The 24,976-nt window shown below is 34.0% G+C and carries 15 protein-coding genes; 11 read left to right on the top strand and 4 right to left on the bottom strand.

Translation table 11 applies throughout. The features are described 5' to 3' along the window. Window positions 1-8 precede the first annotated feature (8 nt). The 4 genes from AAEU33_RS01940 to AAEU33_RS01925 all read left to right on the top strand — a co-directional run bounded on the left by AAEU33_RS01940 (window position 9) and on the right by AAEU33_RS01925 (window position 7,635). Window positions 9-2,201, top strand: coding sequence for a prolyl oligopeptidase family serine peptidase (locus AAEU33_RS01940; protein WP_345990736.1), 2,193 nt, complete (start codon window positions 9-11; stop codon window positions 2,199-2,201). Continuing rightward, window positions 2,202-4,385: a lantibiotic dehydratase family protein gene (locus AAEU33_RS01935; RefSeq protein WP_345990734.1), complete on the top strand. Its 2,184-nt coding sequence runs from the start codon at window positions 2,202-2,204 to the stop codon at window positions 4,383-4,385. Further along, on the top strand, window positions 4,386-5,231 hold the full coding sequence (locus tag AAEU33_RS01930; protein ID WP_345990732.1) for a thiopeptide-type bacteriocin biosynthesis protein: 846 nt from the start codon (window positions 4,386-4,388) through the stop codon (window positions 5,229-5,231). Between the two features lie 172 nt (window positions 5,232-5,403). Then, window positions 5,404-7,635, top strand: a complete 2,232-nt coding sequence (locus AAEU33_RS01925; RefSeq protein ID WP_345990730.1) for a CocE/NonD family hydrolase — start codon at window positions 5,404-5,406, stop codon at window positions 7,633-7,635. 322 nt (window positions 7,636-7,957) lie between these two features. Here AAEU33_RS01925 and AAEU33_RS01920 read toward each other — a convergent pair whose 3' ends face one another. From AAEU33_RS01920 to AAEU33_RS01905, 4 genes are read right to left on the bottom strand one after another with little or no spacing between them, the layout of a single operon-like run. Then, a complete protein-coding gene (locus AAEU33_RS01920) occupies window positions 7,958-9,016 on the bottom strand; it encodes a DUF3810 domain-containing protein (protein ID WP_345990728.1) in 1,059 nt (352 codons plus the stop codon). Continuing rightward, window positions 9,006-10,451, bottom strand: a complete 1,446-nt coding sequence (locus tag AAEU33_RS01915) for an MFS transporter (RefSeq protein WP_345990726.1) — start codon at window positions 10,449-10,451, stop codon at window positions 9,006-9,008. The genes AAEU33_RS01920 and AAEU33_RS01915 overlap by 11 nt, the downstream gene beginning before the upstream one ends. A 41-nt stretch (window positions 10,452-10,492) precedes the next feature. Beyond that, window positions 10,493-11,221, bottom strand: a complete 729-nt coding sequence (locus AAEU33_RS01910; RefSeq protein WP_345990724.1) for a lysophospholipid acyltransferase family protein — start codon at window positions 11,219-11,221, stop codon at window positions 10,493-10,495. Between the two features lie 3 nt (window positions 11,222-11,224). Beyond that, a complete protein-coding gene (locus AAEU33_RS01905) occupies window positions 11,225-11,683 on the bottom strand; it encodes a GtrA family protein (RefSeq protein WP_172284210.1) in 459 nt (152 codons plus the stop codon). Window positions 11,684-11,912: 229 nt separating this feature from the next. Between AAEU33_RS01905 and AAEU33_RS01900 the strand changes: the two genes are divergently transcribed. From AAEU33_RS01900 to AAEU33_RS01870, 7 genes are all read left to right on the top strand, one after another. After that, complete coding sequence (locus tag AAEU33_RS01900; RefSeq protein WP_172284208.1) at window positions 11,913-12,176, top strand: hypothetical protein; 264 nt, start codon at window positions 11,913-11,915, stop codon at window positions 12,174-12,176. 85 nt (window positions 12,177-12,261) lie between these two features. Then, on the top strand, window positions 12,262-13,113 hold the full coding sequence (locus AAEU33_RS01895; RefSeq protein ID WP_172284206.1) for a BadF/BadG/BcrA/BcrD ATPase family protein: 852 nt from the start codon (window positions 12,262-12,264) through the stop codon (window positions 13,111-13,113). Window positions 13,114-13,126: 13 nt separating this feature from the next. Further along, entirely contained in the window at window positions 13,127-15,415 is a 2,289-nt protein-coding gene (locus AAEU33_RS01890; protein WP_172284204.1) for an NADP-dependent malic enzyme, read from the top strand. A gap of 176 nt (window positions 15,416-15,591) precedes the next feature. Continuing rightward, window positions 15,592-16,176 (top strand): Holliday junction branch migration protein RuvA, encoded by a 585-nt coding sequence (gene ruvA, locus AAEU33_RS01885; RefSeq protein WP_172284202.1) that lies wholly within the window; start codon window positions 15,592-15,594, stop codon window positions 16,174-16,176. Window positions 16,177-16,233: 57 nt separating this feature from the next. After that, a complete protein-coding gene (gene sprA, locus AAEU33_RS01880) occupies window positions 16,234-23,250 on the top strand; it encodes a cell surface protein SprA (RefSeq protein WP_345990720.1) in 7,017 nt (2,338 codons plus the stop codon). A gap of 257 nt (window positions 23,251-23,507) precedes the next feature. Next, the gene (gcvH, locus tag AAEU33_RS01875) at window positions 23,508-23,885 is read left to right on the top strand and encodes a glycine cleavage system protein GcvH (RefSeq protein WP_273650657.1); all 378 of its coding nucleotides are present in this window, start codon (window positions 23,508-23,510) and stop codon (window positions 23,883-23,885) included. A gap of 25 nt (window positions 23,886-23,910) precedes the next feature. Further along, window positions 23,911-24,237 carry a VanZ family protein gene (locus tag AAEU33_RS01870; RefSeq protein ID WP_273651079.1) on the top strand — a complete coding sequence of 109 codons (327 nt, stop codon included), beginning with the start codon at window positions 23,911-23,913 and terminating at the stop codon, window positions 24,235-24,237. Window positions 24,238-24,976 lie beyond the last annotated feature (739 nt).

Here is a 24,976-nt window from a genome sequence, read left to right as displayed (position 1 = left end):
AATAAAGAATGAAGTTTAGAATATTTTTGGTTATTTCTATTTTAAATAATTTTTTATATTCACAAACACCATTAGCCCCATCAATCCCTGTTACAGACAGTTATTTTGGGGCTAAAATAGTAGATGAATATAGAAATTTAGAAAATTTAACTGATCCTGACACAAAAAGATGGATTAATATCCAAAATGACTATACAGATCTTATCCTAGATAAAATCCCAAGGAATAATTATTATCTGAATAAAAGACTTGAGCTTGAAAAAAGACAAGGCTATTTTATTTCAGAACTGAAAATTATAGAAAATAATAAATATTTCTACTTAAAAAGAAATGGTGATGAAAAAATAGCTAAACTTTATTGTAGAAATGGGTATGATGGCAAAGAGGAGCTATTATATGATCCAATTAATTTTATATCCTCATCAAAAAGCAGCGGGAAGGATAACGAATTTAAAATCAATCTAATAAGTCCGAGCTGGGATGGTAGCAGAGTAGCAATTTCATTATCAGAAAAGGGTAAGGAGATATCCGAAATAATAATACTGGAAGTAAAAGATAGAACGATCCACCCGGAAATTATTACTCATGCAAATCCATCATCCATTGCAGGTGTTAAATGGCTGGATGATAATTCAGGCTTTTTTTATGTATATTATCCTGTAATTGATCCTAAATCTCAATTATTCGCAAAAAATACTCAGGTAGTCTTACACAAACTAGGAGAAGATCCTAATCAAAGAAGAGATGTGTTTTCTAAAAAAAATAATTCTGAATTAAATATAGCAGCAGAAAAGTATCCCGGAATTTTAGCATTTAATCCGGATGATCAATATTATATTGGAATGGTAGTAGATGCGGAAGACTATAGGGATACATTTATTATTAATAAAGACGATTTTTTCAAAAATAAAAAGAACTGGAAAAGCCTGTATAAAAAAGATGATAAAGTTTTTTATGTAAGATTGGCGGGGAATGATATTTATTTTCTTTCAGGTTATAATTCTTCCAATTTTAAACTGTGTAAAACAAGTGCACAAAATCCAAATTTTAGAAATCCTGAAGTTTTAGTTCCGGAATATAAAGATGAAGTATTTAAAAGTTATGTAATTACAAAAGATGGAATTTATTATACCACAACAAAAAATGGAGTAGAAGCTAAATTATACCTTTATAGAAAAGGTCAACAAAAGCTTATAAAGCTTCCCTATGTAAGTGGAAATATAAATCTACAGGCGAAAGGCCAAAAATTTTCAGATATATGGATCAATTGTTCAGGATGGGCAAATGATGAGCAACGGTATAAGTATGAGTTGAAAGATGATAAATTTATACTGGAAAATTTAGTTCCGATCATAGATTATCCTGAATTTAAGGATATTGTAGTAGAAGAAATTACAGCAAAATCTTATGATGGTGAAGATATTCCTTTATCTATTATTTATAATAAAGCTTTAAAGAAAGATGGTAAGTCTCCAATGCTTATTTATGGTTATGGAGCCTATGGTGAATCTTATCGCCCTTTTTTTGCAAGAAGTTATTTAATTTGGGCTAATCAAGGAGGTATAATGGCTATAGCACATGTCAGAGGAGGAGGAGAAAAAGGTGAAAAGTGGCACCTCGATGGACGGAAAATTAAAAAAGCGAATTCCTGGAAAGATTTGATATCATGTACAGAATATATGATCAATCAAAAATATACTTCTCCTGATAAAATAGCTGTTTGGGGACAAAGTGGAGGTGGTATTTTAATGGGAAGGGCAATTACAGAAAGACCGGATTTATTTAAAGCTGCTATTATTGAGGTTGGATCTCTGAATACTTTAAGGGGTAAACTGAATGGTATAGGAGGTACTGATGCTGATGAATTTGGAAATATAGATGATCCGGAAGGTTTTAAAAGTCTTTTAGAGATGGATTCATATCATCATATTAAAAAGAATGTTGAGTACCCTGCCACTTTATTAATTACCGGAATGAATGATACAAGGGTTGCGCCTTGGCAATCAGTTAAGTTTGCTGCAAAACTAAGTGCATATAAGAAGCCTAATAATCCTACATTACTGAAGGTTAATATGGATTCTGGACACGGTGTAGAAGATCCGGCATATAAAATTCATGAAAGAAATTCGCTAATTTATGCTTTCGCTTTTTGGCAGCTAGGTCATCCAGACTATCAACCTGTAGAAGATACAAAAAAATAAATGCCACAATTTCCCTATTCATTTTTTGACCAATATGTGGTCCGCATACCTCACTATTCAAATAAAGAATTTCTAGAAAAGTCAGATAAGAAGTTTTTTAATGATGAAGATTTGATGGAAATTTGTAAACGACCTTCTTTTCAGGAATCTATTTATCTAGCATCTCCAAATCTTTACGAAGAAATTATTCAATGGCTGGATTCAGGAAAAAAGCTTGCACCTAAAAAACAAGATAAACTGAAAAGCACTATAATAAAATATTATGGTCGTATGAGTACACGATGTACGCCATTCGGGTTGTTTTCAGGTATAGGATTGGGCGAATTTAAACATACTGTTAAAAAGCATGATGGAGGAAGGAAAATTCGTCAAACTAATTTGGATATGCTTTTTTTGGTTGCATTAGCTGATTATTTAGCTAACGTGCCAGAAATTAAAAGTAAGCTTTTATTCTTTCCTAACAACAGTATTCATATAATTGGAAATAAAATTCGCTTTATTGAATACGAGTTTCATAATGGAAAAAGAGATTATATAATATCATCGGCCCCACTTTCTGACGAACTTAAGAAAGTATTATATTACGTAAAGGAAGGACGAACAATTATTGAAATTGCAGAAATACTAATTGAAGAGGATATAACCATAACAGAGGCTATCGGTTTTGTTGAAGAACTTATTGAAAACCAGGTTTTAATAAGTGAAATAGATCCTAATGTTTCCGGGAATGATTTTTTAGATGAACTAATTTCTGTACTTGATAAAATTGGGGCAAAAGTTGAAATTGGGGTTTTGACATCTATTAAAGATAAGTTGAGTGGCTTAGATGATTGTTTTGGAAATCACATTGGCGTTTATAGTGAGATTGAAAACCTGATCAAAAGTTTTGGAATAGAATACGAAAACAAATATCTTTTTCAGACTGACATGTATTTTTCAGATCAATTTGCATTGCCGGTCTTTTGGAAAAAAGAACTTAAAGAAACAATCAGTTTTCTAAATAAGATCTCTTTGAAAAATAATGATACTAATTTTGATAGGTTTAAAAAAGCATTTTATAATAGATTTGAAAGTGAGGAGATTCCATTATTATATGCTCTGGATACAGAAATTGGTATAGGGTATTTGCAAAATGCCAGTGCCAAAGGAGTGCATCCTTATTTAGATGATCTGGTAATTCCTGAAGAAAAAAGGAAGTCAGAGTTGAATGCCAAGTTCAACCCTGTTCAGGTTATTTTAAACAAAAAAGTTCAGGAAAGCATACTAACAAATAGTTATGCGATTAAGCTTTCCGATCAAGATTTCGAGGGCTTTGATGAAAATTGGGGAGATTTACCAGACACTATCTCCTTCATGGCTGAAATAATAGTTGCTGAAGATCAGGAAAAATTATACATATCCAGTAGCGGAGGTGCAAGTGCAGCTAACTTGCTGGGCAGGTTTTGTTCAGAAAAATCGGATATAAAAAATTTAACGAAAGCAATTGCTAAAAAAGAATCAGAATTAAATAAGAATGTTATTCATGCAGAGATTATTCATTTGCCAGAAGCAAGGATAGGAAATGTGATTAGAAGACCATCTTTACGAGAATATGAAATTCCTTATCTGGCACAATCCACTTTACCTATAGAGAATCAGATTTTTATTGATGATTTATATATTTCTTTTAAGAATAATAGGATTGTCTTGCGTTCTAAAAAATTAAATAAAGAAGTTATGCCTTATCTGAGCAATGCACATAATTATTCTGCTCATTCTTTACCTGTTTATCATTTTTTATCCGATCTTAATGCCCAGGATCGTAGAGTTGGAATATATTTCAATTGGGGGGATTTAAAAAAAATCTATTATTTCCTTCCAAGAGTAGAGTACAAGAATAGCATTCTCTCTAAGGCCCAATGGCGTATTACGGATGAGCATATAATTGACGTGAGCCAGTTAATTAGTGATGAAGAATTGTTTTTACAGAGCTTAAAAGAGTGGAGAGAAATTCGAAAAATTCCTAACTGGATACGGTGGGTTAAGTCAGACAATACTTTGACTTTAAACCTGGATAATTACGAAATGGCCAAGCTTTTTGTACAAACAATAAAAAGCAGAAAATCAATATTCATTGAGGAGTTTTTATATGATGCTGATGATTTTAGTCATCAGTTTATATTTCCTCTTTATAGGAATCAATAGATGGAAACTGAAACTATAAGAAATTTTACTCCTGGTAATGAATGGATATACTTTAAAATCTATACCGGAATAAAAACAGCAGATTATATTTTAGAAGAAGCAATCAAGCCTTTGGCTGATTATCTTCTACAAAGCAATATCATTTCAAAATGGTTTTTTATCAGATATCATGATCCTCAATCACATATCCGGGTTAGATTTAAATTAAATAGTGCTGGAGGCTATGATGAAATTTTAAAAAAAATAAACAAAAGTCTAGAGGATTATACGGTGAGTGGAGAAATCTCTAATATTCTCATTGATACTTATAGTAGGGAGATTGAAAGGTACGGTGAACATACTATTGAAGACGCAGAAACCTTATTCTCTTTCAATAGTAGTTTAGTTTTGGATTGTTTATATATGGATGATGAAGAGAAAATTTTATTAAGTCTTTTTCATATTCATAAAACATTGGATATGCTTCATCTTTCTGTTGAGGAAAAACTTAGTTGGCTTAAAGACTATAATTATGCATTTAAGAAAGAATTTAATTCTGATAAAAGCCTCAATAGCCAGCTGGATAAAAAATACAGAGAAATTAAGCCTAGATTAATTGACTACTTTCTTTCAGATAATTATAGAACAATAAGAAATAGGATTGTTTATAGTATTACTAACAGTAGCCAAGTATTTGACAATATTAATCAATCCGTAGAGTTTAAGGGGCAAAGTTTTTTTCAAAGTATATTCCATATGAACATTAATAGACTTTTTGCTTCCGATCAAAGAATATTTGAAATGATTATATATGATTATTTACACAGATATTATAAAAGTATTCTTTTTACAAATAGACCAAATTAGTAATCTTTGTTGATTACGGTCGAATGTTAGTTAAAGCGTTTTGAAAGCCAGGTGTTTAGATTGATCTTTTGAAAGATTAATCTTCGGGTTATGAATTATTCTTATTTTTGTGATAAGAGGCTTTACTAATTTATTTCTATCAAAGATCACAAATATTATAAATATTATTAAAATGAAAATAAAACTGGTAATTATCGTATTGTTCTTTATCAATACCATGTCAGCACAAAAAATATACTTTTCAGCAAAGGCTGCAAATGATTCCTTAATTCTCGAAAAAAATATTTCAGATTTTGCTGCCAAGTCAGTTGGGAAATATGAAAAATCTAAAGGATTAGATTCTTTGGAAAAGCAACTGAAATTGGAAATTTTAGCAGGTCGTTTTAAAAACGCCGTTACAACTATTGGGAAATACAGAAATGTTTTTGCAAACAGTAAATATGCCTGTATCAGATTTGTTAACTATGAAATATATGCTTTAGCTAAAGATATTGAAAAAAATGAAAGAACGGTTTTTCCAAAAGCACTGGAAAAAGCTTTTAATATTAAATATGCTGAGCTTCCTGAAAAATATTCATTCCGGGTGGCTGAAATCTTTAGTGAAGATATTCCATTACAGAGAACAAAATTGAAAAAAGGCTTGATGGCACTGAAGAATGATAGTATTGCGAATGCGGCAGCATTGGGGCTTGCTATGAGTTACCTGGATCTAAGGGTTTCTTCTCAAATTCAATCTAAAGTGACAGACCTTTTAATTTTAAAAGATAAAGAAAGATATACGATTGAGTCATTTAATTTAAAAACAAGCGGTGGGGGCAATGTTGAAATAACAATTATGCGTAGGAAAGGGAATGAAAAACCTTTGCCGGTTATTCTTACCAATAATATCTATGCCGGAAAATATGATTATGCTGTTGGAAAAAGAGCTGTAGCATACGATTATGTCGGAGTGGTTGTAAATACGCGTGGGAAGAGAAATAGTCCGGATGAAATAGAGCCTTTCGAGCATGAATCGCATGATCTTTATGATGTAGTCGACTGGATCAGTAAACAGCCGTGGTGTAACGGAAAAGTTGGGATGATTGGTGGTAGTTACTTAGGCTTCAGTCAGTGGGGAGCCGTGAAAAAACTACATCCAGCGCTAAAAACAATTGTACCTCAGGTTTCCGTAGGAATTGGAATTGATTATCCGATGACTAATAATGTATTTATGAGCTATATGCTGCAATGGATAGCATATGTCACTAACAACAAATTAACAGATGAATCTGATTTCCGGAATTTTGCAAAATGGGATTCTATTAATACAGCTTGGTATAAAAGCGGAAAGTCCTTTAGAGCTCTTAATTCTGTAAAAGGTATAAGAGATAAAATTTTTCAAAGATGGCTGGACCATCCAAGCTACGATAAATTTTGGAAAGATATGGTCCCTTACAAAGAAGATTTTTCAAAAATTAATATTCCTGTTCTTACCACAACGGGGTTTTATGATGACGATCAGCTTGGAGCGATGTACTATTTCCGGGAACATCTTAAATATAATAAAAATGCCAATCACTATGTTGTAATGGGGCCTTACGATCATGGAGGAGCTCAAAGTTATGGTGTAAATATATTAAGAGGATATAAAGTAGATCCTGTGGCCAGAATCAATATAAGCGATCTCGCTTTCTCTTGGTTTGATTATATTCTGAAAGACGGGATGAAACCTGAACTTTTAAAAGACAAGATAAATATTCAAATAATGGACACTAATGAGTGGCTCCATGTACCTGCCTTAGAAAAATCGCATAATAGTAAACTAAAGCTTTATTTCACAAAAAAAGAAAATGAACAATTGGTTTTGACTAAAGATAAACCTGGTGTATTGAATTCAACAAAACAAACAGTTGATTTTAAAAATAGAGACGATAAAGATGTATATTTTAAAGTAGGAAAAAGTGATAGTATAAAGATAAATAATTCTCTTGTTTATCAGACAGAGGTATTGGATAAAGATCTTATTATTAGTGGTGCATTTAATGCACAGATAAAAGCGGCTCTGAATAAAAAAGATATGGATATTACAATATCCTTAATCCAGATAAAGCCAGATAATAAAATATTCTTTTTATCCGACTTTCTTGGAAGGGCCAGCTACGCTGAAAACAGAGAAAAAAGACGTCTTCTTGAGCCTGGAAAAATTGAAACCATTCCGGTCGTAAATTCGATGTTTGTTAGTAAAAAAATACCTAAAGGAAGTAAATTGGTTGTAATTTTAGGAGTAAACAAGAATTCAGCATATCAGGTCAATTATGGTACTGGAAAGGATGTAAGTGAAGAAACAATTGATGATGCTACAGAACCATTGAATATTGAATGGTATAATGATAGTTATATAGAAATTCCAACTATCGAAAAGTAGAGTTATTTATATAAAAGTGATAAATTTTAAATTTTGTTTTATTGTCTTATTTGATGATTTTTTTTAGTTATAATTCAGTAATTGATATTTTTTTTTATTGAAAAGTAAAATTTACTACAGAAAACATATATTTGGTGTAAACTCAAATAAACTTAAAAAATCATAAAGTTTTCATAAAGTTTTACAAATAAATAAAAATGTTTTTGTTTTTATAAATATTGTTGTACTTTTACATCGCCTTGAATGAGGGAACAAGTCAAGGTAATAAATTTTTTTTCATCATTTGTGTTTTTAGAATCGTATCGCCTGATACGATTCTTTTTTATTGTTCATAATTCAGCAGTAAATCAATGAAATAGGAGTAGGTTACAGAGCCTTCCTGTTGATTGCTTTGTAAAAATAAATTATTCGTAAAACCAAAGAAGGCATCAAGCCATCCCTGATGTTTTAAAATAAAGCTCTTTTCATATAAGCGATCCCTTTTCATCCCAGAAGAATAATTTTTTATTACTGCTTTTGCAAACGCAGGGTCTTCTTCTGCAATAAACCTTAAAAGACTTTTTAATGTAAAATATTCAGTGCTGTATCGCAAATCTGAATTTTTAGAGTTGATACCCACCAGATATCCAACAAAGTTGGCTTCTTGCTCTCTTGCGAATCCTAATTGATGGGAAGTTTCATGGGCTAGAGTAAATGGAATAAACGAAGAGGGAAGCTTGGAATTGTATTGTGCTTCTGCAGTAAATGGATTATAGTACCCTAGGATGCCTGTGAAATTCATTATATCCTTGAATAAACTCGGTTTGATTGAATTTACTGCCGTTACTTTTTTATCTGAAATGTACTGGGGAAGCATTAATTGCTGCGAAAGAATTTCTTTTTGAATGATTTTTAAATTACGGATCACAAAGATTCCGTTTTTATCCTCGGACACAAGTTGTCGGGTAGATTTACATTTTTCAAGATATATCAAAGCCAGCCTTCTGGCTTTTTCTATATTGGGTCTTTCCTGATTTCTTAATTTTTTAATTATCGGGGTCTGAAAATACAGCATTCCCCATGAAACTTGATAAGAAAAATAAAATAGATTAATCAGTACTAAAAATTTTAGTAAGGAACTATTTCTCTTTTTCCTATTGAAAAGCTGGAAAATAAGGTATAGACAGACAATGCCCAGTAGGACGTATAAAACATCTCCAAATGAGAAAGGGATCCATGAGAATATAATCTGATGAAATACCTTTTGTAGTTCAAAAAACTTTTCAAAAGCAGAAATGAATAATTGTGATTTTGAAAACGCAAAAAACAAAAAGAATTGGGCAAGTAATATACCTGCCCAAAATCTTTTTTTCTTATATGTATGTATATTTTTAGTGTCCACTACCTTTTGAAATTTTATCAAGATCAATTCCCTGAGATCTTAAGATTCCACTTACACGGATTGCATAGAATGCCAAATAAGCAAAGCAAATTACACCCACAATATAACTGAAATGAATAGAGGTGAGGTCAGCTACATATCCTTGGATAAAACTAACTATTCCTCCTCCCATAATCATCATGATCAGGTATCCGGAACCTTGGTTTGTATGCTTGCCAAGACCATTGATAGCCAAAGCGAAAATACAAGGCCAGAGTGTTGAACAGAATAGTCCTACGCTTGTGAAGGCATATACTGAAACCATTCCTGTAGTAAACATTCCTATTAATAAGGCTGTGATTCCTGCACAGGAAAATATAAGAAGCATTCTGGCTGGATTTCCCTTACTCATGATGTCACAGATGATCATTGCTATGATGATAAATGCATAAACATAAAAATGATTAAGATCGTGCTTTGCGATTGCATTTACTAGTAAAAATACACCAAAAGCTAAATAAGGAGCTAGAAATCGTAAAATCTTTTTAAATCCGGCACTCAGATCAAAAGCTTCAACAGCTCCAGTCCAACGCCCAATCATTAGGGAAGCCCAGTATAAAGAGATGTAAGGAGCTACATCTTTTGTCGCAAAACCTAAATTTTTCTCCATATAAGCAGGTAAGTTACTCGCTGTGGAAACTTCTACACCTACATATACAAAAATAGCGATCATCCCAAGTACCAGCTGTGGGTATTGAAAAGCTGATTTTCTATGTTCTCCCGGAACAGCGTCATCTGTGTCTTCTAAATTGGTTGGAGTAACTGCTGGAAGAGAGGAGAATTTAAGCATGATTGCAACTAAAACAAAGGCCACCCCTAATATTAAATAAGGCGTTTTTACACTTTCTATGCTTGCTTCTGTATTGGCAGCAGCGGCAGATCCGAAAATAGCAAAAGAAACAATCAGTGGTCCAATTGTAGTTCCCAGGTTATTGATTCCTCCTGCCATTGTTAACCTTTGTGATCCGGTTTCAGTAGGTCCTACCTCAATTGCCAATGGGTTGGCTACGATTTGTTGTAAAGAAAAACCTAATCCAACAATAAACAAACCTGATATCATCAGTGGGAACGATCCCAAATTGGCTGCTGGATAAAATAATAGGGTTCCAGCGGCAGAAATAAGAAGCCCGGCAATTAATCCATTTTTGTATCCGATTCTGTTAACCAGGTCTTGCTTAAGACCTTTAGAAATAACCATATAAATTAAAGAACCGACAGTATAGGCGACATAAAAACAGATCTGCACCAGCATACTTTCGGTTTGACTTAAATTAAAAGCTTTTTGGAAAACTGGGATCAAAATATCATTACTTGCTGCAACAAATCCCCAGAAAAAAAATACAGTGACTAATGGGATAAACTGTCCCCAATTAGTTTGTTTAGAATAATTCGACATGTTTGTTAAAGATTTCTTAATAACAAATATAATTATTTCTTTTAAATAGAGCGTTCTAGCAAGGTTTTTTTTATTTCGTTAAAAGCTTGCGTTTTCATATCCTTTTGAGATGCCGAAGGCTCCATAATATCATTGAAATAAACCTTTACTTTACCGGGGTGGCCTTTAGAATTATCGAAGGGAAACATTTCTTTCAAGCCAATAAAAGTAAAGACTGCTATCGGAGACTGATGTTTTGTAGATAGGATAAAAGGTCCGTCTTTGAATTCGTCCAGAAGAATAGACGTGTCGTCAGGCACACCGCCTTCCGGAAAAATAACAATACTATTTCCCTCTTCCATTTTTTCAGCACATCTTCTATAAACATCTGCACGGCTTCTGGCACTACTTCGGTCTACCATAACGCAGATCCTTTTATAGATGGTGCCGAAAATAGGAATTTTCACTAACTCCTTTTTTCCTACATAACAAAGAGGGTGATGTGGAAATAGAATGCATGGAAGCATAATATCCATTATAGAGGTATGGTTGGAAATAACTACATATTGTTTTTTTCTATCAATCTTTTTATCCGTAAGATTAATCAGCTCATAGCGAAGTCCCATACCATAAAACATTCCGTAACACCAAAAGCGGATAAACTGATAGGCATATCTGTAGTGTTTTTTGCTAAAGGATAAAATATAAACAGGTATTCCAAAAATGATCGTTAAAAAAAAGGCTAATATCAGAAGCCAGAATCTCCACAAATAATTTAAAATCTTTACCACAAACTAACCATTAAAAATTACTTTCTTCTTGACAGAATAATTAAGAATTGAAACCAATAAAATCGCAGCGATCTTACTCAGAATTTCTGGACTCAAGGTATAAAAAATTAAATTGATATTATCTTTAAATACAAAGCTGTAAAATATTTGAAAGAAACTAAGGCTGAGTAGTGTTGAAATAAAAGAGATAATCATAAAATAGGCAAATTCTTTTCTTTTTGAATGTTTTCCTCTTTCAAAAACAAACCAGATGCTTAAAAAATAATTGCTGATAATTCCGCAACAGGTAGAAAAAATATTACTCAATGGATAATGGATTCCATGAAAATTGGTTTCCGAATGCAAAAATTGAGGAAGATATGTGCTGAAGATCTTAAAACTTCCTATCTCCATAACAGCACTGAGTCCTCCTGCTATTATGAAGAACAATATTTGTTTCTGACGTAGTATTAATTCTCTCATCGAATTTATCTGATGTGCAAATTTATAACTATATGTTAAACAGTAAAAAAAGATGTTAAATATTTTTTTTAAATCAAAAATAGTTCTAAATTTAATTTCAGAAGTAAATAAAAAGTACCTGATAATAAATTCATTTTCAGCCAGTTGTGTTGATGGTTTTTTCTATCTTGTAATGCCCGATTGAAAGCATTCTCCACAAATTTATAACCCAATTTATAACAATATTTGTATGAAAAGTCAAAACAAATACAGAAAATTCCAGCTCCAACAGAAAAATATTGAAGCTCTTGAGAAGGAAAATTCCCGTTTCAGGAGAGTATATTCTGAATATGAAAATATGTCTGATGAGCTTTGGAATCTTGAAAACTCCAAGGGTGAACAGGTGCCAGATGATTTTATCAATGCAATGATGTTACAGGCTTCTTATCTGGAAGATGAAATTCAGGACTGGCTGATACAGTTCAATGAAAAAAAAGATGATATAAAACATTAGTTATACCAGTCACGTTGTGGCTTCTTTGTGAAGCTATTTAGAGATAAAATTCATAATTTAGCATCCTTAAACTAAAATGTAATATATGGTTGCTATTGTTGATGGCGGTTCTACCAAATGTGATTGGGTAATTTTAGATGACTTTAAAAAGGTCTTTATGAAGACGGAGACTATTGGTTTTAATCCCAATAATATTGCCGCAGAACTTATTGTACCCGAAATTGAAAAAAACATCAACCTTAGTGCTGTTAAAAACTCAATAACAAAGGTTTTTTTCTATGGTTCAGGATGTGGTATCCCTGAAAACTGTGCGACTATCGAAAGAGAATTGGGTAAATTTTTTACTAAAGCTGATGTTTTAGCAAAAGAAGATCTGATGGCTGCTGCGTATGCCGCTTATACTGGGAAGCCTGCTATTGTTTGCATTCTGGGAACGGGATCCAATTCTTGTTATTTTGACGGGGAAAATCTAAAAATAAAGTTACCTTCTCTGGGATTTCTTATTGGTGATGAAGGTAGTGGAAGTGCAATTGGTAAACAATTGGTACGTCGCTTTTTCATGCAGAAACTTCCTCAGGACCTACATGTAGAATTTGAGGAAATCTATCAGTTAACAATTGAGGAGGCATTAAAGAATATGTACCATACCTCAAGGCCAAATGCTTATTTGGCTAATTTCAATAAATTCGTTGTAGAACGGAAGGATCACCCATACTTTCAAAAAATGGTTTTCGAGGAGATGAGAAATTTCTTTGAATACCAGGTTCTTCCTTATGAAGAATCAAAGGATGCCGAAATTAACTTTATCGGATCTATTGCTTATTATTATGAAGATATTCTTCGCTCTGCAGCTGCAGAACTTAATTTAAACATTGGTAATATTGTACAAAAACCGATTGAAAGTTTAGTAAATTACCATATTAAATATATACTATAAAAAAATACACTCTATGTCAAATAAAATCCATCGCGACGAAAAGAACTTTAATCAAGCCGCATTAGATTACCACAAAGCTGAACCCAAAGGGAAGATCGAGGTGATCCCTTCCAAACCCCACTCTTCTCAAAGAGATTTGTCTTTGGCATATTCTCCCGGAGTGGCTGTTCCTTGTATGGAGATTCACGAAAAGCCGGAGACTGTTTATGATTATACCGGAAAAGGTAATCTTGTAGCTGTAATTTCTAATGGTACAGCTGTTTTAGGATTAGGTGACATTGGACCGGAAGCATCGAAGCCTGTAATGGAAGGAAAAGGGCTATTATTTAAAATTTTTGCTGATATCAATGTTTTTGATATTGAGATCAATGAGAAAGATCCTGATAAATTTATTCAGATTGTAAAAGGGATTGCTCCAACTTTTGGAGGAATTAACCTTGAAGATATAAAAGCTCCTGAAGCATTCTATATTGAACAGAGATTAAAGGAGGAGTTGGATATTCCGTTGATGCATGATGACCAACATGGGACGGCTATTATCTCTGCTGCTGCACTGATTAATTCTTTACAGATTGCCAATAAAAATATTGAGGACGTAAAAATGGTGGTAAATGGTGCCGGTGCTGCGGCTATTGCCTGCACCAAACTGTATATTTCATTAGGCCTCAGGAAAGAAAATGTTTTAATGTGCGACAGTAAGGGGGTTATCAATCATAAGAGAGAAAACCTGACTCCTGAAAAACTAGATTTTATCGCTCAGACGGATATTGAGAGTTTGGAAGATGCTGTAAAAGGATCTGATGTCTTTGTCGGGTTATCCAAAGGAAATGTAATGACCCCGGAAATGCTCAACAGTATGAATGAAAATCCTATTGTTTTTGCATTGGCAAATCCTGATCCGGAGATTGCTTATGACATTGCTATTGAAACACGTAAGGATGTAATTATGGCAACCGGTAGAAGTGATTTTCCTAATCAGGTTAATAACGTACTTGGTTTTCCTTACATCTTCCGTGGTGCACTTGATGTACAGGCGAAAGGAATTAATGAAGAAATGAAGCTTGCAGCTGTTCATGCAATTGCTGATTTGGCAAAAGAACCAGTTCCTGAAGCTGTTATTTTGGCTTATAATCTTCAAAACCTTCAGTTCGGTAGAGAGTATTTTATTCCAAAACCATTTGATAACAGATTAATTACCAGGGTTTCCAGTGCTGTAGCAAAAGCAGCTATCGAAAGTGGAGTTGCAGGTAGAGTTATTTCTGATTTTGAAGAGTATGAACATCAGCTTCTTGATAGAATGGGAAGAGATGAAAAATTGGTAAGGATGATGCAAAGCCGTGCGAAATCCAATCCAAAAAGGGTGACGTTAGGAAATGCGGAAGAATACAACGTATTGAAGGCGGCTCAGATTCTTTATGAAGAGGGAATTGCTTATCCAAGTCTGTTGGGCGAAAAGAAATACATCAAGGAGCAAATGGAACGTTACGGAATTAATCTGGATGTACCGATTATTGATCCGAATGATGATGATCAGGAAGAAAACAGGAAAAAATATAGAGAAACGCTTTGGAAACTTCGTCAAAGAAAAGGAATGAATGAATACAAGGCTAAAAGGTTTGTGCGTCAAAGGGATTATTTTGGTCCTTTAATGTTGAAGCATGGCGATACAGATGCGCTGATTGTAGGTTTTTCTAAAAATTATGCATCCGTTTTACGTCCTGTTTTAGAGATTATTGAAAAAGAAAAAGGAGTAGATAAAGTGGCAGCAATGATGATGATCCTTTCTGAAAAGAAACCGATTTTCTTTGCTGATACATCTATTAATAATAATCCTACTTCGGAAGATCTTGTAAATATTGCAAGAATGGCGGAGATTACTATTAAATCTTTTGCTATTGAACCAAGAATTGCAATGCTCGGATTCGAGAATTTTGCTGCGATCTCTGAAACTTCTAAAAAAGTTGCAAAAGCAGTAAGTATTTTACATGAAAAGTATCCTAAAATGATTGTAGATGGTGAAATTCAACCTGATTTTGCTATGAATGCGGATCACCTTAGTGATTATCCATTTTCAAAATTAGGAGAAACTCCGGCAAATACATTTATATTTCCTAATCTTGAAAGTGCTAATTTATCTTATAAAATTATCAGAGGGATGAAAGTTGCCCAAGTGATTGGACCTATTCTTATGGGATTAAAACAACCTGTGCATGTTTTACAAATGCGTTCAAGTGTAGATGAAATTGTGAATCTTGCAACAGTGGCGGTTCTTGATGCCCAGAGAAGAGAAGCTAAAAAATAATATCTTTAAAAAAAATCTTCGATTTACATATTTAAAAACTCCAAATTTTGGAGTTTTTTGTTTTTCAACCAAATGGTTGAGTATCACCTCAAAAATTAAGTTAAAAATCATTCGCGCGTGAAATGAAAACATTAATTAGTTTAAATTACTATATTTGGGAGTTTTAAAAATTAATAATGATATTTTCTTTACAAGGCATTGTTCAAGAACTTACGCCAACTTATGCTGTAATCAACGTTAATGGAGTTGGTTATTATACAGGTATTAGTTTAATGACCTCGCAAACTCTTACTCTTAATAAAGAGACTTTTTTATTCATCCAGCAAATCATTCGTGAAGATGCTCATTTGTTGTTTGGCTTTAACAGTCGTTTAGAAAAAGAGATGTTTAATTTGTTAATAAGTGTTAATGGTGTAGGAGCGGTTTCAGCACTTATTTTACTATCTACTTTAAGCCTTGATGAGATTGCCACAGCTATACTTTCGAGAAACAGTGCCCTCATTCAAAAAGCCAAGGGTATTGGCGCTAAAACAGCAGAAAGAATCATTGTGGATTTGAAAGATAAAGTCCAAAAATTCAATGGTCTTGAGGAAAATATTTCTACACAGGTGAATAATAAAATCAAGGAAGAATCGTTATCTGCATTAGAAGTTTTAGGAATTCCTAAACGCATGAGCGAAAAAATCGCCGACCGCATGATGAAACAAAATCCAAGCATTTCGGTAGAAGAATTGGTAAAACAAATTTTAAAAAACCTTTAACATTTGGTGGCAAATAATAAGTATCTCAATATATTTTTGTTCCTGTCGTTCTTATGTATGTCAGTAACTACCTTTGCACAGGTAAGACGTGACACTGCAATTATAAAGAAGGACTATGAACTGGCTGATCCTACTCAATTTGAAGCCTTTTACGATATAAAAACCGGAATGTATTATGTATATCCGAAAATAGGAAATACAGTAACCGGACCGCCGACTGCAATGTCGCCTCAGGAATATAAGGAATTCATGATGGCAAGCCAGACCAGGGCTTATTACAAAGATAAATCGGATAAATATAATCTACTCTTCAGAAAAGATAAAAGCGATGCACAGAGAAGAGGATTAATTCCGGCATTAACTATCCGAAATAAACTTTTTGAAACAATTTTCGGAAGCAATAAAATAGAAATTATCCCTACAGGATTTGCTTCCTTTGACTTTGCAGGATTGTATCAAAAGATTGATAACCCTTTAATCTTACCACAAAACAGAACCAGTTTTACCTTTGATATCAATCAGAGAATTCAGCTCGGTTTACTGGGTAAAGTAGGAGAAAATTTGCAGCTCAAGGCCAACTATGATACTCAAAGTGGTTTTGCATTTGAAAACAGGATGAATTTAGTCTGGCAGTCTAAAGGAAGCTGGAAAGATCTGCAGACTAAAGGGCTTGGAGATGTGAATTCACCCGGAGCAGGTTCAGAAGACAGGATCATTAAAAGGGTGGAGTTTGGTAATGTAAATATGCCGCTTTCTACCAGTTTAATCAGGGGATCCCAATCGTTATTCGGGGTGAAGACTGAGTTTCAATTAGGGAAAACTTTTGGAACAGTAGTATTATCTCAACAGCAGGGAGAAGCAAGAAATATAGTTGTACAGGGTGGAGGTGCTGTAAACACCTTTAAAATAGACGCAATTGATTATGAAGATAATCAGCACTTCTTTTTAAGTCATTATTTCCTGGATAATTATGATAATGCCTTGGCTAATTATCCGCAGATCAACTCCAGAGTTAATATTACAAGGCTTGAAGTATATGTTTTAGATCAGGGCAACAGTAATCTGGCGGCTCAAAAGAGCATTGTTGGTATCAGGGACCTGGGAGATATGGGTGGATCACTACCAGACAACCCTAATAATAATCTTTACCAGACAGTTTCCACCACAATGGGACCTATACCACGTGATGCAGGTGTAAACTATGCAGACCTAATACAGGGACAATCACTGCCTGTTGCAACCGGAGGTACAGAGACTTATAATAATAATGTTCATTATATTTTTAATAAAAAAGCGAGAAGGCTAAATGCCAGTGAATATACATTACAGCCACAGCTAGGATATATCTCGCTAAATCAAAAATTGAATGATAATCAGATTTTAGCGGTATCTTATTCATATACGGATGGAACAAATAAAGTATATAAAGTTGGGGAATTTTCTGAAGAAAGTCCTGTACTGATTACAAAAGTCCTGAGATCAACGAAAATTGATGTTTCGTCTCCGATGTGGCCTCTGATGATGAAGAATATTTATGCTTTAGACGCAGGACAGATAAGCCAGGATGGATTTATATTGAATGTTCTTTATAGAGATGCCCAGACAGGAGGTAAGGTTAATTATCTTCCTAACACAAGTGTTAAAGACACTAATTTATTGAAACTCTTAAACTGGGACCGTTTGAATATGAACGGCGATATACAAAATAATAGTGGTGGAGGAACAGGTGACGGCCTTTTTGATTTTGTCAATGGAATAACCATAAGACCGGAAACAGGAAAGATCATCTTTACGAAAACACAGCCGTTCGGAAGCTATATGAGCAATGTACTTGGAAGTAGTGATCCTACCTATGTGCAAACAGATATTTATAACCAGCAAAAACAATTTGCAACCTATGTTCCTAAACGATACACCTTAGAGGGACGTTACAAAGGAACTGCAGGACAGGGAATTTCTTTGGGAGCTGTCAATGTGCCACAAGGTTCCGTAAAAGTTTCTGCGAATGGAGTACAGTTAACGGAAGGGATTGATTATACCGTAGATTATATGCTGGGAACGGTTACAATTATCAATGAGAATGTAAAACAATCTGGTCAGGCAATTAACATCTCACTGGAAAACCAGTTAACTTTCAATACGCAGAGAAAAAGATTTTTAGGATTAAATTTAGAAAGAAGATTTAATGAGAATTTTATCTTAGGAGCAACTGTTGTCAATTATTCTGAGTCTCCGCTCACTCAAAAGGTAAATTATGGACAGGAGGCAGTAAATAACACTATGGCCGGCATCAATTTGATGTACAATAATCAGGTTCCATTTCTGACAAGATTGACCAATAAAATTCCGATGGTAAAGACTGAAGCTCCATCCAATTTAAACTTTAAAATGGAAGGTGCTTATTTGCTTCCTGGATTGAATAAGGGGACAAATGATCAGTCTTATATTGATGATTTTGAGCAAACAACATCCAAAATATCATTAAAAGAACCAGCTGCCTGGAGTTTAGCCTCAAAACCGGAAAAATCAGGAGGAGTATTTCAGGGAGCAGGGGCAGGTAATGACATTACTAATGGATATGGAAGAGGACTCTTATCCTGGTATACAATTGATCCGAGATTTTGGGGAATTGGAGGAAGGGCTCCCGCAGGAATTACACCTCAGTCCGTATCTAATCATGCTTCTAGACGAGTACAATACTCAGAGATCTACAATAACAGGGATTTTGTTGCTGGTGAACAGACCTTTTTAAATACTATGGATATCTCTTATTATCCAGCAGAAAAAGGGCCTTATAATGTAAATCCTAATAATGAAACTACTCAGCAAAGATGGTCGGGGATGATGAGACCTATCAGTGTATCCAATTTTGTAAACTCCAATATCGAATATGTAGAATTCTGGATGATGGATCCGTATGCTGACGGAAACACCCTGGGTGTGGATCCGAAGTTACTACTTCATTTAGGTAATGTGTCTGAAGATATTTTAAAGGATGGGTATATGCAATATGAAAATGGATTACCGACACCATCCACACCTTCTGTAACAACAAGCTCAAACTGGGGAATTCAGCCAAAGCAACCTCCTATCCTTTATGCCTTTTCAAGTGAAGGACAAGAGAGAACAGCGCAGGATGCCGGATATGATGGTTTGACTTCGGATCAGGAAGCCATGAGGTTCGGAAACACATTCACCAATCCAGTGACGAACCTTGCTGACCCTGCAGTAGATGATTTTGTGTTTTATCTATCAGCAAAATTTACAGGAACGCAGGCTTCATCTTTGGTTCAGAGATACAAATATTTCAGAGGACCAGAAGGAAACTCACAAAGCAATTCACTCGAGGTAGCATCTCAGACTCCTGATGCTGAAGATATTAATAAAGATTACAATCTTGATCAAAGTGAAAACTATAACGAATACCAGATTAAACTGGACCAGCAAAGTTTAGTTTTAGGACAAAATAATATTGTTGATATGAAAACTGTTCAGGCACAGTTTCAAAATGGACAGACCGCTCCGGTGAAATGGTACTTATTCAGGATTCCTGTTTCTTCATATGTAATGGATGCTGGGGATCATGATCCGGGAGTTTTAAATAATGTACGATTTGCAAGAATGTTATTGACCGGATTTGATAAGACTTCCACACTGAGATTTGGAACCTTTGATTTAGTAAGATCAGACTGGAGAAAATATCCTAAAAATACTGCAGTGTCAATAGCTGATGGCGATACGAATCCAATAACAGAAGAAGGAACAGTGAATGTCCCTGATCCGCAAAATTTAGAAATTGGAAGTGTAAATATTGAGGAAAATGCTTTAAATCAACCTCCTTATGTTTTGCCTCCAGGAATAGATAGGCAAATTCTTAGTGGTAATGCTGGAGTACAAAGGCAAAATGAGAGTTCTTTATATTTAAGGGCAAATCAGCTACCAAAAAGTGAATCAAGGGGAGTATTTAAAAATACAACCTTGGACATGAGAAGATATAAGAAATTAAAACTTTTTGTGCATGCCGAAGATCCTTTAAGAAGAGAAGAGGGCATGGATCCTAAAACTAAATTTTTTATTCGTTTTGGAAGTGATGCAGCAGATAATTATTATGAGTACGAAGCTTCCTTGAAAATAACACCTAAAACAGCAACAACGCCAATGGAAATTTGGCCAATGGAGAATGAAGTTAATTTAGAAATTCAAAACTTTGTAGATGCTAAAATAAGGAGGGACAAGAGTTCTCCAAATAATATCTCAAAAAGAATTAGGGATGCGGTTTTTGGTGAGGCCGACAATTTAAAGAATATTTATATTAAAGGACGACCAAGCTTAGGTAATATTACAACTATAGTTATCGGTATTAGAAATGGGATTGATAGAGATGCACCTGGAGGACCTATTGATAGAATATTATGGGTAAATGAAATTCGACTTTCAGAAATAGATAATCAGGGAGGATATGCTGGAAATGCAAGTTTAAACTTTAACCTTGGCGATTTCGCAGTTGTTAATACAAGTGCATCTTACACATCTGTTGGATTCGGGAATATCGATTCTAAACCGGCAGAAAGAAATCAGTCTACACAATCAGCATTCAGTATTAATACGGCGGTAAACCTAGATAAATTTCTACCAGAAAAGACCGGGGTTAAAATTCCAGTTAATTACTCTTATTCTCAAACAATTGAAGATCCAAAGTATAATCCTTTAGATACAGACGTTGAGTTTAAAAAGGCGGCAAATAGAGAGCAATTGAAAAAAGTGGCAAGAACGTATACCCAACAGAGAAGTTTAGGAGTTGTCAATATGCATAAAGAACGTGTAAATCCTAATAAGAAGCCTAAATTCTATGATGTGGAAAACATATCAGTTACGGCTGTTTATAATGATGATTTCTTCAGGGATATTTATACAAAGAAAAACTACAGGCAGTACCTCAGAGGTTATATAGATTATAATTATACTTTTAAACCTTGGGTTATTAAGCCGTTCAATAAAATGATAAGTGATACGGCTAAGTCTACTAAATACCTGAGATGGATCAAAGAGTTTAATTTAAATCCTATACCTACAAGATTCTCTTTCAGAACGGAAATTGACAGGAATTATAATGAACTTGAGTTCAGAAGTGTAGATGCTATAATCAATGGTAACTTCAATGATGAGTCTCAGGCCATAAGAAACAGAAACTTTTATTTTGGATGGCAATATGGTTTAGGGTTTAATTTTACTAAATCCTTAAAACTGGAAATCAACTCTGCAACAAGAACATTGAATGATAATGTAGATGTAAACACAATGGATAATTCTTCCATTTTTGGAAATGTATTCAGATCGGGAAGACCCGTCTTGTATAACCACAGGGTACAATTGAATTACAAACTTCCGTTCCAATATTTACCATATCTTGATTTTATTGATGCAGAGTTGGGCTATGGATTTACTTATAACTGGAATGCCAGATCTACAGCTTTATTGTACAATCCACAAGGAAGTTTAGGATCTATTGGTCAAAATACAAATGTTATTCAGGCTACTGCGACAGCTGATTTTCCAAAATTCTTCGGACAGTTCAAATATTTCAAAAATATAGCGACCAAGCTTTCAAAACGTAAACAGGAAATTGACTCACTAAATAATGTATACACACAGCAGTGGGAAAAGAAAAGATATAAGTTTAAAAACTATAAATTTAAAAACAAGCTGACTGTTTTACAGAGTGCAGCCTTTATGCTTACATCGTTCAAACAGCTAGATGTGAATTATTCAGAAAATAACGGAACGGTGTTGCCAGGTTTACTTTCCGCGCCAAATTGGTATGGATATGGACAGACATTGGGTGGACCTACTATTGGCTTTTTATTGGGCTCACAGGCTGATATCCGAAGAACAGTTTTGGAAAATGGCTGGATTAGTGATTCTGAATATATGACAGACCCTTATGTAAGAATGTCAACCAGAGAACTAAGGGCTAACTTGCAGGTTGTACCAATGAATGACCTGAGAGTAGATGTAAGTGTATTACATAATTATAATAGGAATTTTTCTCAATCAGGGTTCAATAATAGACTGAATCTGGGTAGGACTAATCATGATTATACTTTTGCAAATGATCTGATTACCTATTCTAATTCAGTAATACTTTTAAAAACTTCTTTCAAAGATGGTGCAGCGGTATATCAATCGATCAGACAGAATGCCAGAGCCATTTCTCAGCAAATAGGGGATATCTCTACGATAGGAAACGATGGATTTACTGCAGGGTATGGTATTGCGAATGCTTATGTTTTAATTCCTGCGTTCAGGGCAGCTGTTGAAGGAAAATCACCTAAAGGAATTGGCGACGCCAAAAAAGCGGGCTTGCCTATACCAAACTGGAAAGTTACTTATTCTGGTTTAAGAAATGTACCAATCATCAATGGGCAATTCTCTAAGTTTGATATTTTACATAGTTATAATGCTACCTATACTGCGACAGGAATACAGTCAAGTATTGATTATTTCAATGCAATTTCAACAGGTGGTAGTCTATTAGATGTCAATAATAACTATATCAATCCATTTACTTTCTCTCAGGTAGGATATGTTGAGTCGTTCTCTCCACTGATCGGGGTTGACGTAACGATGAGAAACAACATGCAGTTCGGTATCCAATATAATAGGAATAGAATGCTATTATTAGGATTGGTAAACCAAACCCTTACGGAAGATGCCAATACAGAATATGTCGTTCGCTTGGGGTATATTATTCGTAATTTCCGATTGGGAGTCAATGATACCAGAAAGAGAGGTAAAGGAAAGGGAAGTGATCTTAATATCAGGGGAGACTTCTCATTAAGAGATAGCAGAACCAGTATTACCAATATCCTATTGGATGATTCTCAGATTACTGGAGGACAGAGATTAATGAATATAAAGCTTTCAGCGGACTATAATGTTTCTGAGAACTTAAATTTAAGAGTCTTCTATGAACAAATGACTTCTAAATATAAAATCTCTACAGCGTTCCCGTTATCTACAGTTAGAGCTGGCTTGTCTGCGACATTTACATTTGGGGACTCCGGAGGCTTTTAAATAGAATAACTAATAAATTGCGTTAAAATCATCCCTTTACTAAAGGGGTGATTTTTTATTAAATAGGTGATGCTTTTATTTTGAAAGACCTTTTTGTTTAGTAAATAATGAGTAGATTTTAATTGAGTTTATAGCTTGCTGATACATTATAGTTTTATTATTTTTAATTAGTAAAAAAACATTTCAAATAAACAAACATACTTTTTTTGAACCTTATATAATTTTGAATAAATTTGTAGAATAATAAAAATCAAAAAATGAACACACCATCGGAATTAAAGTACACTAAAGATCACGAGTGGATCAAGATTGAAGGAAACGTAGCTACTATTGGTATTACAGATTTTGCTCAGGGAGAGTTGGGTGATATCGTATATGTTGATATCGATACAGTTGATGATGATCTTGATAATGGAGCTGTTTTTGGAAGTGTTGAAGCTGTAAAAACTGTTTCTGATCTATTCTTGCCTATCGCAGGAAAAGTTACGGAATTCAATTCAGAGCTGGAAGCTCAGCCGGAGTTGTTGAATACGGATCCTTATGGTGACGGATGGATCATTAAATTAGAGATCGCTGATGGTGCTGATCAGTCTGGATTACTTACTGCAGAAGAATATCAGGCTATCATTGGATAGGATTTCAAAAATATTTAGTAAGATAGTGCCCATTTATTGGGCATTTCTTACTTATATGCTTCTCAAGCCCGGAGAAGAGAACCATGAATATTGGTTTATGTTCAATGGGATCGATAAAGTTTTACACGTCAGCATTTTTGCAATGCTTGGATTTTGCTTTATTGCTGCGTTTCCTAAAATTAAGTTTTCGTATTTTTTTCAGATCATCCTTATATATGCCTTCCTTACAGAGATCCTTCAGGAGGAAATGGGATTGGGAAGATCCATGGAAACTTTAGATATAGTAGCCGATGTTGTCGGATGCTTACTAGGATACTATATATATAAGATGCTTGTCAAGCGTTTTTTTTGATCATACAATTGAAATGACAGATTAAGCTGTTTTTTAATTTTTCTTTGGAGCAAATCCCGCTATCCACTCATACTCCTCGTTCCTTGCTTTCTTTCAGATCCCTTCCTTACTGCGGGGTAACCGTTACTATCGGGGCTAGAATGTCAGACCTTTTATAAGATATAGCATATTTGTTCAACTGTTTTTTTGTGATAGTTGGTTATAACAAGGATCATTGTTCATTAATTATAGCAACTGAAATGGATACCTTTCTTTTCATAGTATATTTATTCACTTGTTATTTTCATTGAGTTTTTGACCTTTACAGCTAGAAAATTCTATCCCAGGATTATAGTTGAAATCTTATTTCATATTGTGGATAACTATGTTTTTGTTTTAAATCATTTGATACCAACTGTTTAAGCATTTGTTTTTCCACAATGCTTAATTTAAGTATAAAATGATTTGGATTATGTGATGAATAAGGTGTACTTTTGCCCCACTGAAAACGAGAGATAGTAGGTAGCGCAGAAGAGAGTAATTATAAACGAAGATTTAAAAAAATAAATAATAATTTATTTTGAAAATTGAGAAAAGTTTGTATCTTTGCAGTCCCAATTAAGGGAGCGCGGAGTAAAATTGAGATAAGTGTTTGAGAGGGATTAAGGTTACAGAAAAAACTTTAAAATTTTCTTCAAAAACATTTGGTCGGTTCAAAAACATTAATTACTTTTGCACTCGCAAATCTAAAGCAATAACG

Source organism: Chryseobacterium sp. Chry.R1 (assembly GCF_039645525.1).
Classification (GTDB): domain Bacteria; phylum Bacteroidota; class Bacteroidia; order Flavobacteriales; family Weeksellaceae; genus Chryseobacterium; species Chryseobacterium proteolyticum.
The sequence above is the reverse complement of the archived record's forward strand: the minus strand, read 5'-3'. Positions and strand labels throughout refer to the sequence as shown.

What these genes read in the sequence shown, in the direction of transcription:
- AAEU33_RS01895 (WP_172284206.1), top strand. Translation starts at nt 12,262, where the DNA reads ATGGTTGCTATTGTTGATGGCGGTTCTACCAAATGTGATTGGGTAATT.
- AAEU33_RS01900 (WP_172284208.1), top strand. Translation starts at nt 11,913, where the DNA reads ATGAAAAGTCAAAACAAATACAGAAAATTCCAGCTCCAACAGAAAAAT.
- AAEU33_RS01940 (WP_345990736.1), top strand. Translation starts at nt 9, where the DNA reads ATGAAGTTTAGAATATTTTTGGTTATTTCTATTTTAAATAATTTTTTA.
- AAEU33_RS01935 (WP_345990734.1), top strand. Translation starts at nt 2,202, where the DNA reads ATGCCACAATTTCCCTATTCATTTTTTGACCAATATGTGGTCCGCATA.
- ruvA (WP_172284202.1), top strand. Translation starts at nt 15,592, where the DNA reads ATGATATTTTCTTTACAAGGCATTGTTCAAGAACTTACGCCAACTTAT.
- AAEU33_RS01930 (WP_345990732.1), top strand. Translation starts at nt 4,386, where the DNA reads ATGGAAACTGAAACTATAAGAAATTTTACTCCTGGTAATGAATGGATA.
- AAEU33_RS01915 (WP_345990726.1), bottom strand. Translation starts at nt 10,451, where the DNA reads ATGTCGAATTATTCTAAACAAACTAATTGGGGACAGTTTATCCCATTA.
- gcvH (WP_273650657.1), top strand. Translation starts at nt 23,508, where the DNA reads ATGAACACACCATCGGAATTAAAGTACACTAAAGATCACGAGTGGATC.
- AAEU33_RS01890 (WP_172284204.1), top strand. Translation starts at nt 13,127, where the DNA reads ATGTCAAATAAAATCCATCGCGACGAAAAGAACTTTAATCAAGCCGCA.
- sprA (WP_345990720.1), top strand. Translation starts at nt 16,234, where the DNA reads ATGTCAGTAACTACCTTTGCACAGGTAAGACGTGACACTGCAATTATA.
- AAEU33_RS01905 (WP_172284210.1), bottom strand. Translation starts at nt 11,683, where the DNA reads ATGAGAGAATTAATACTACGTCAGAAACAAATATTGTTCTTCATAATA.
- AAEU33_RS01925 (WP_345990730.1), top strand. Translation starts at nt 5,404, where the DNA reads ATGAAAATAAAACTGGTAATTATCGTATTGTTCTTTATCAATACCATG.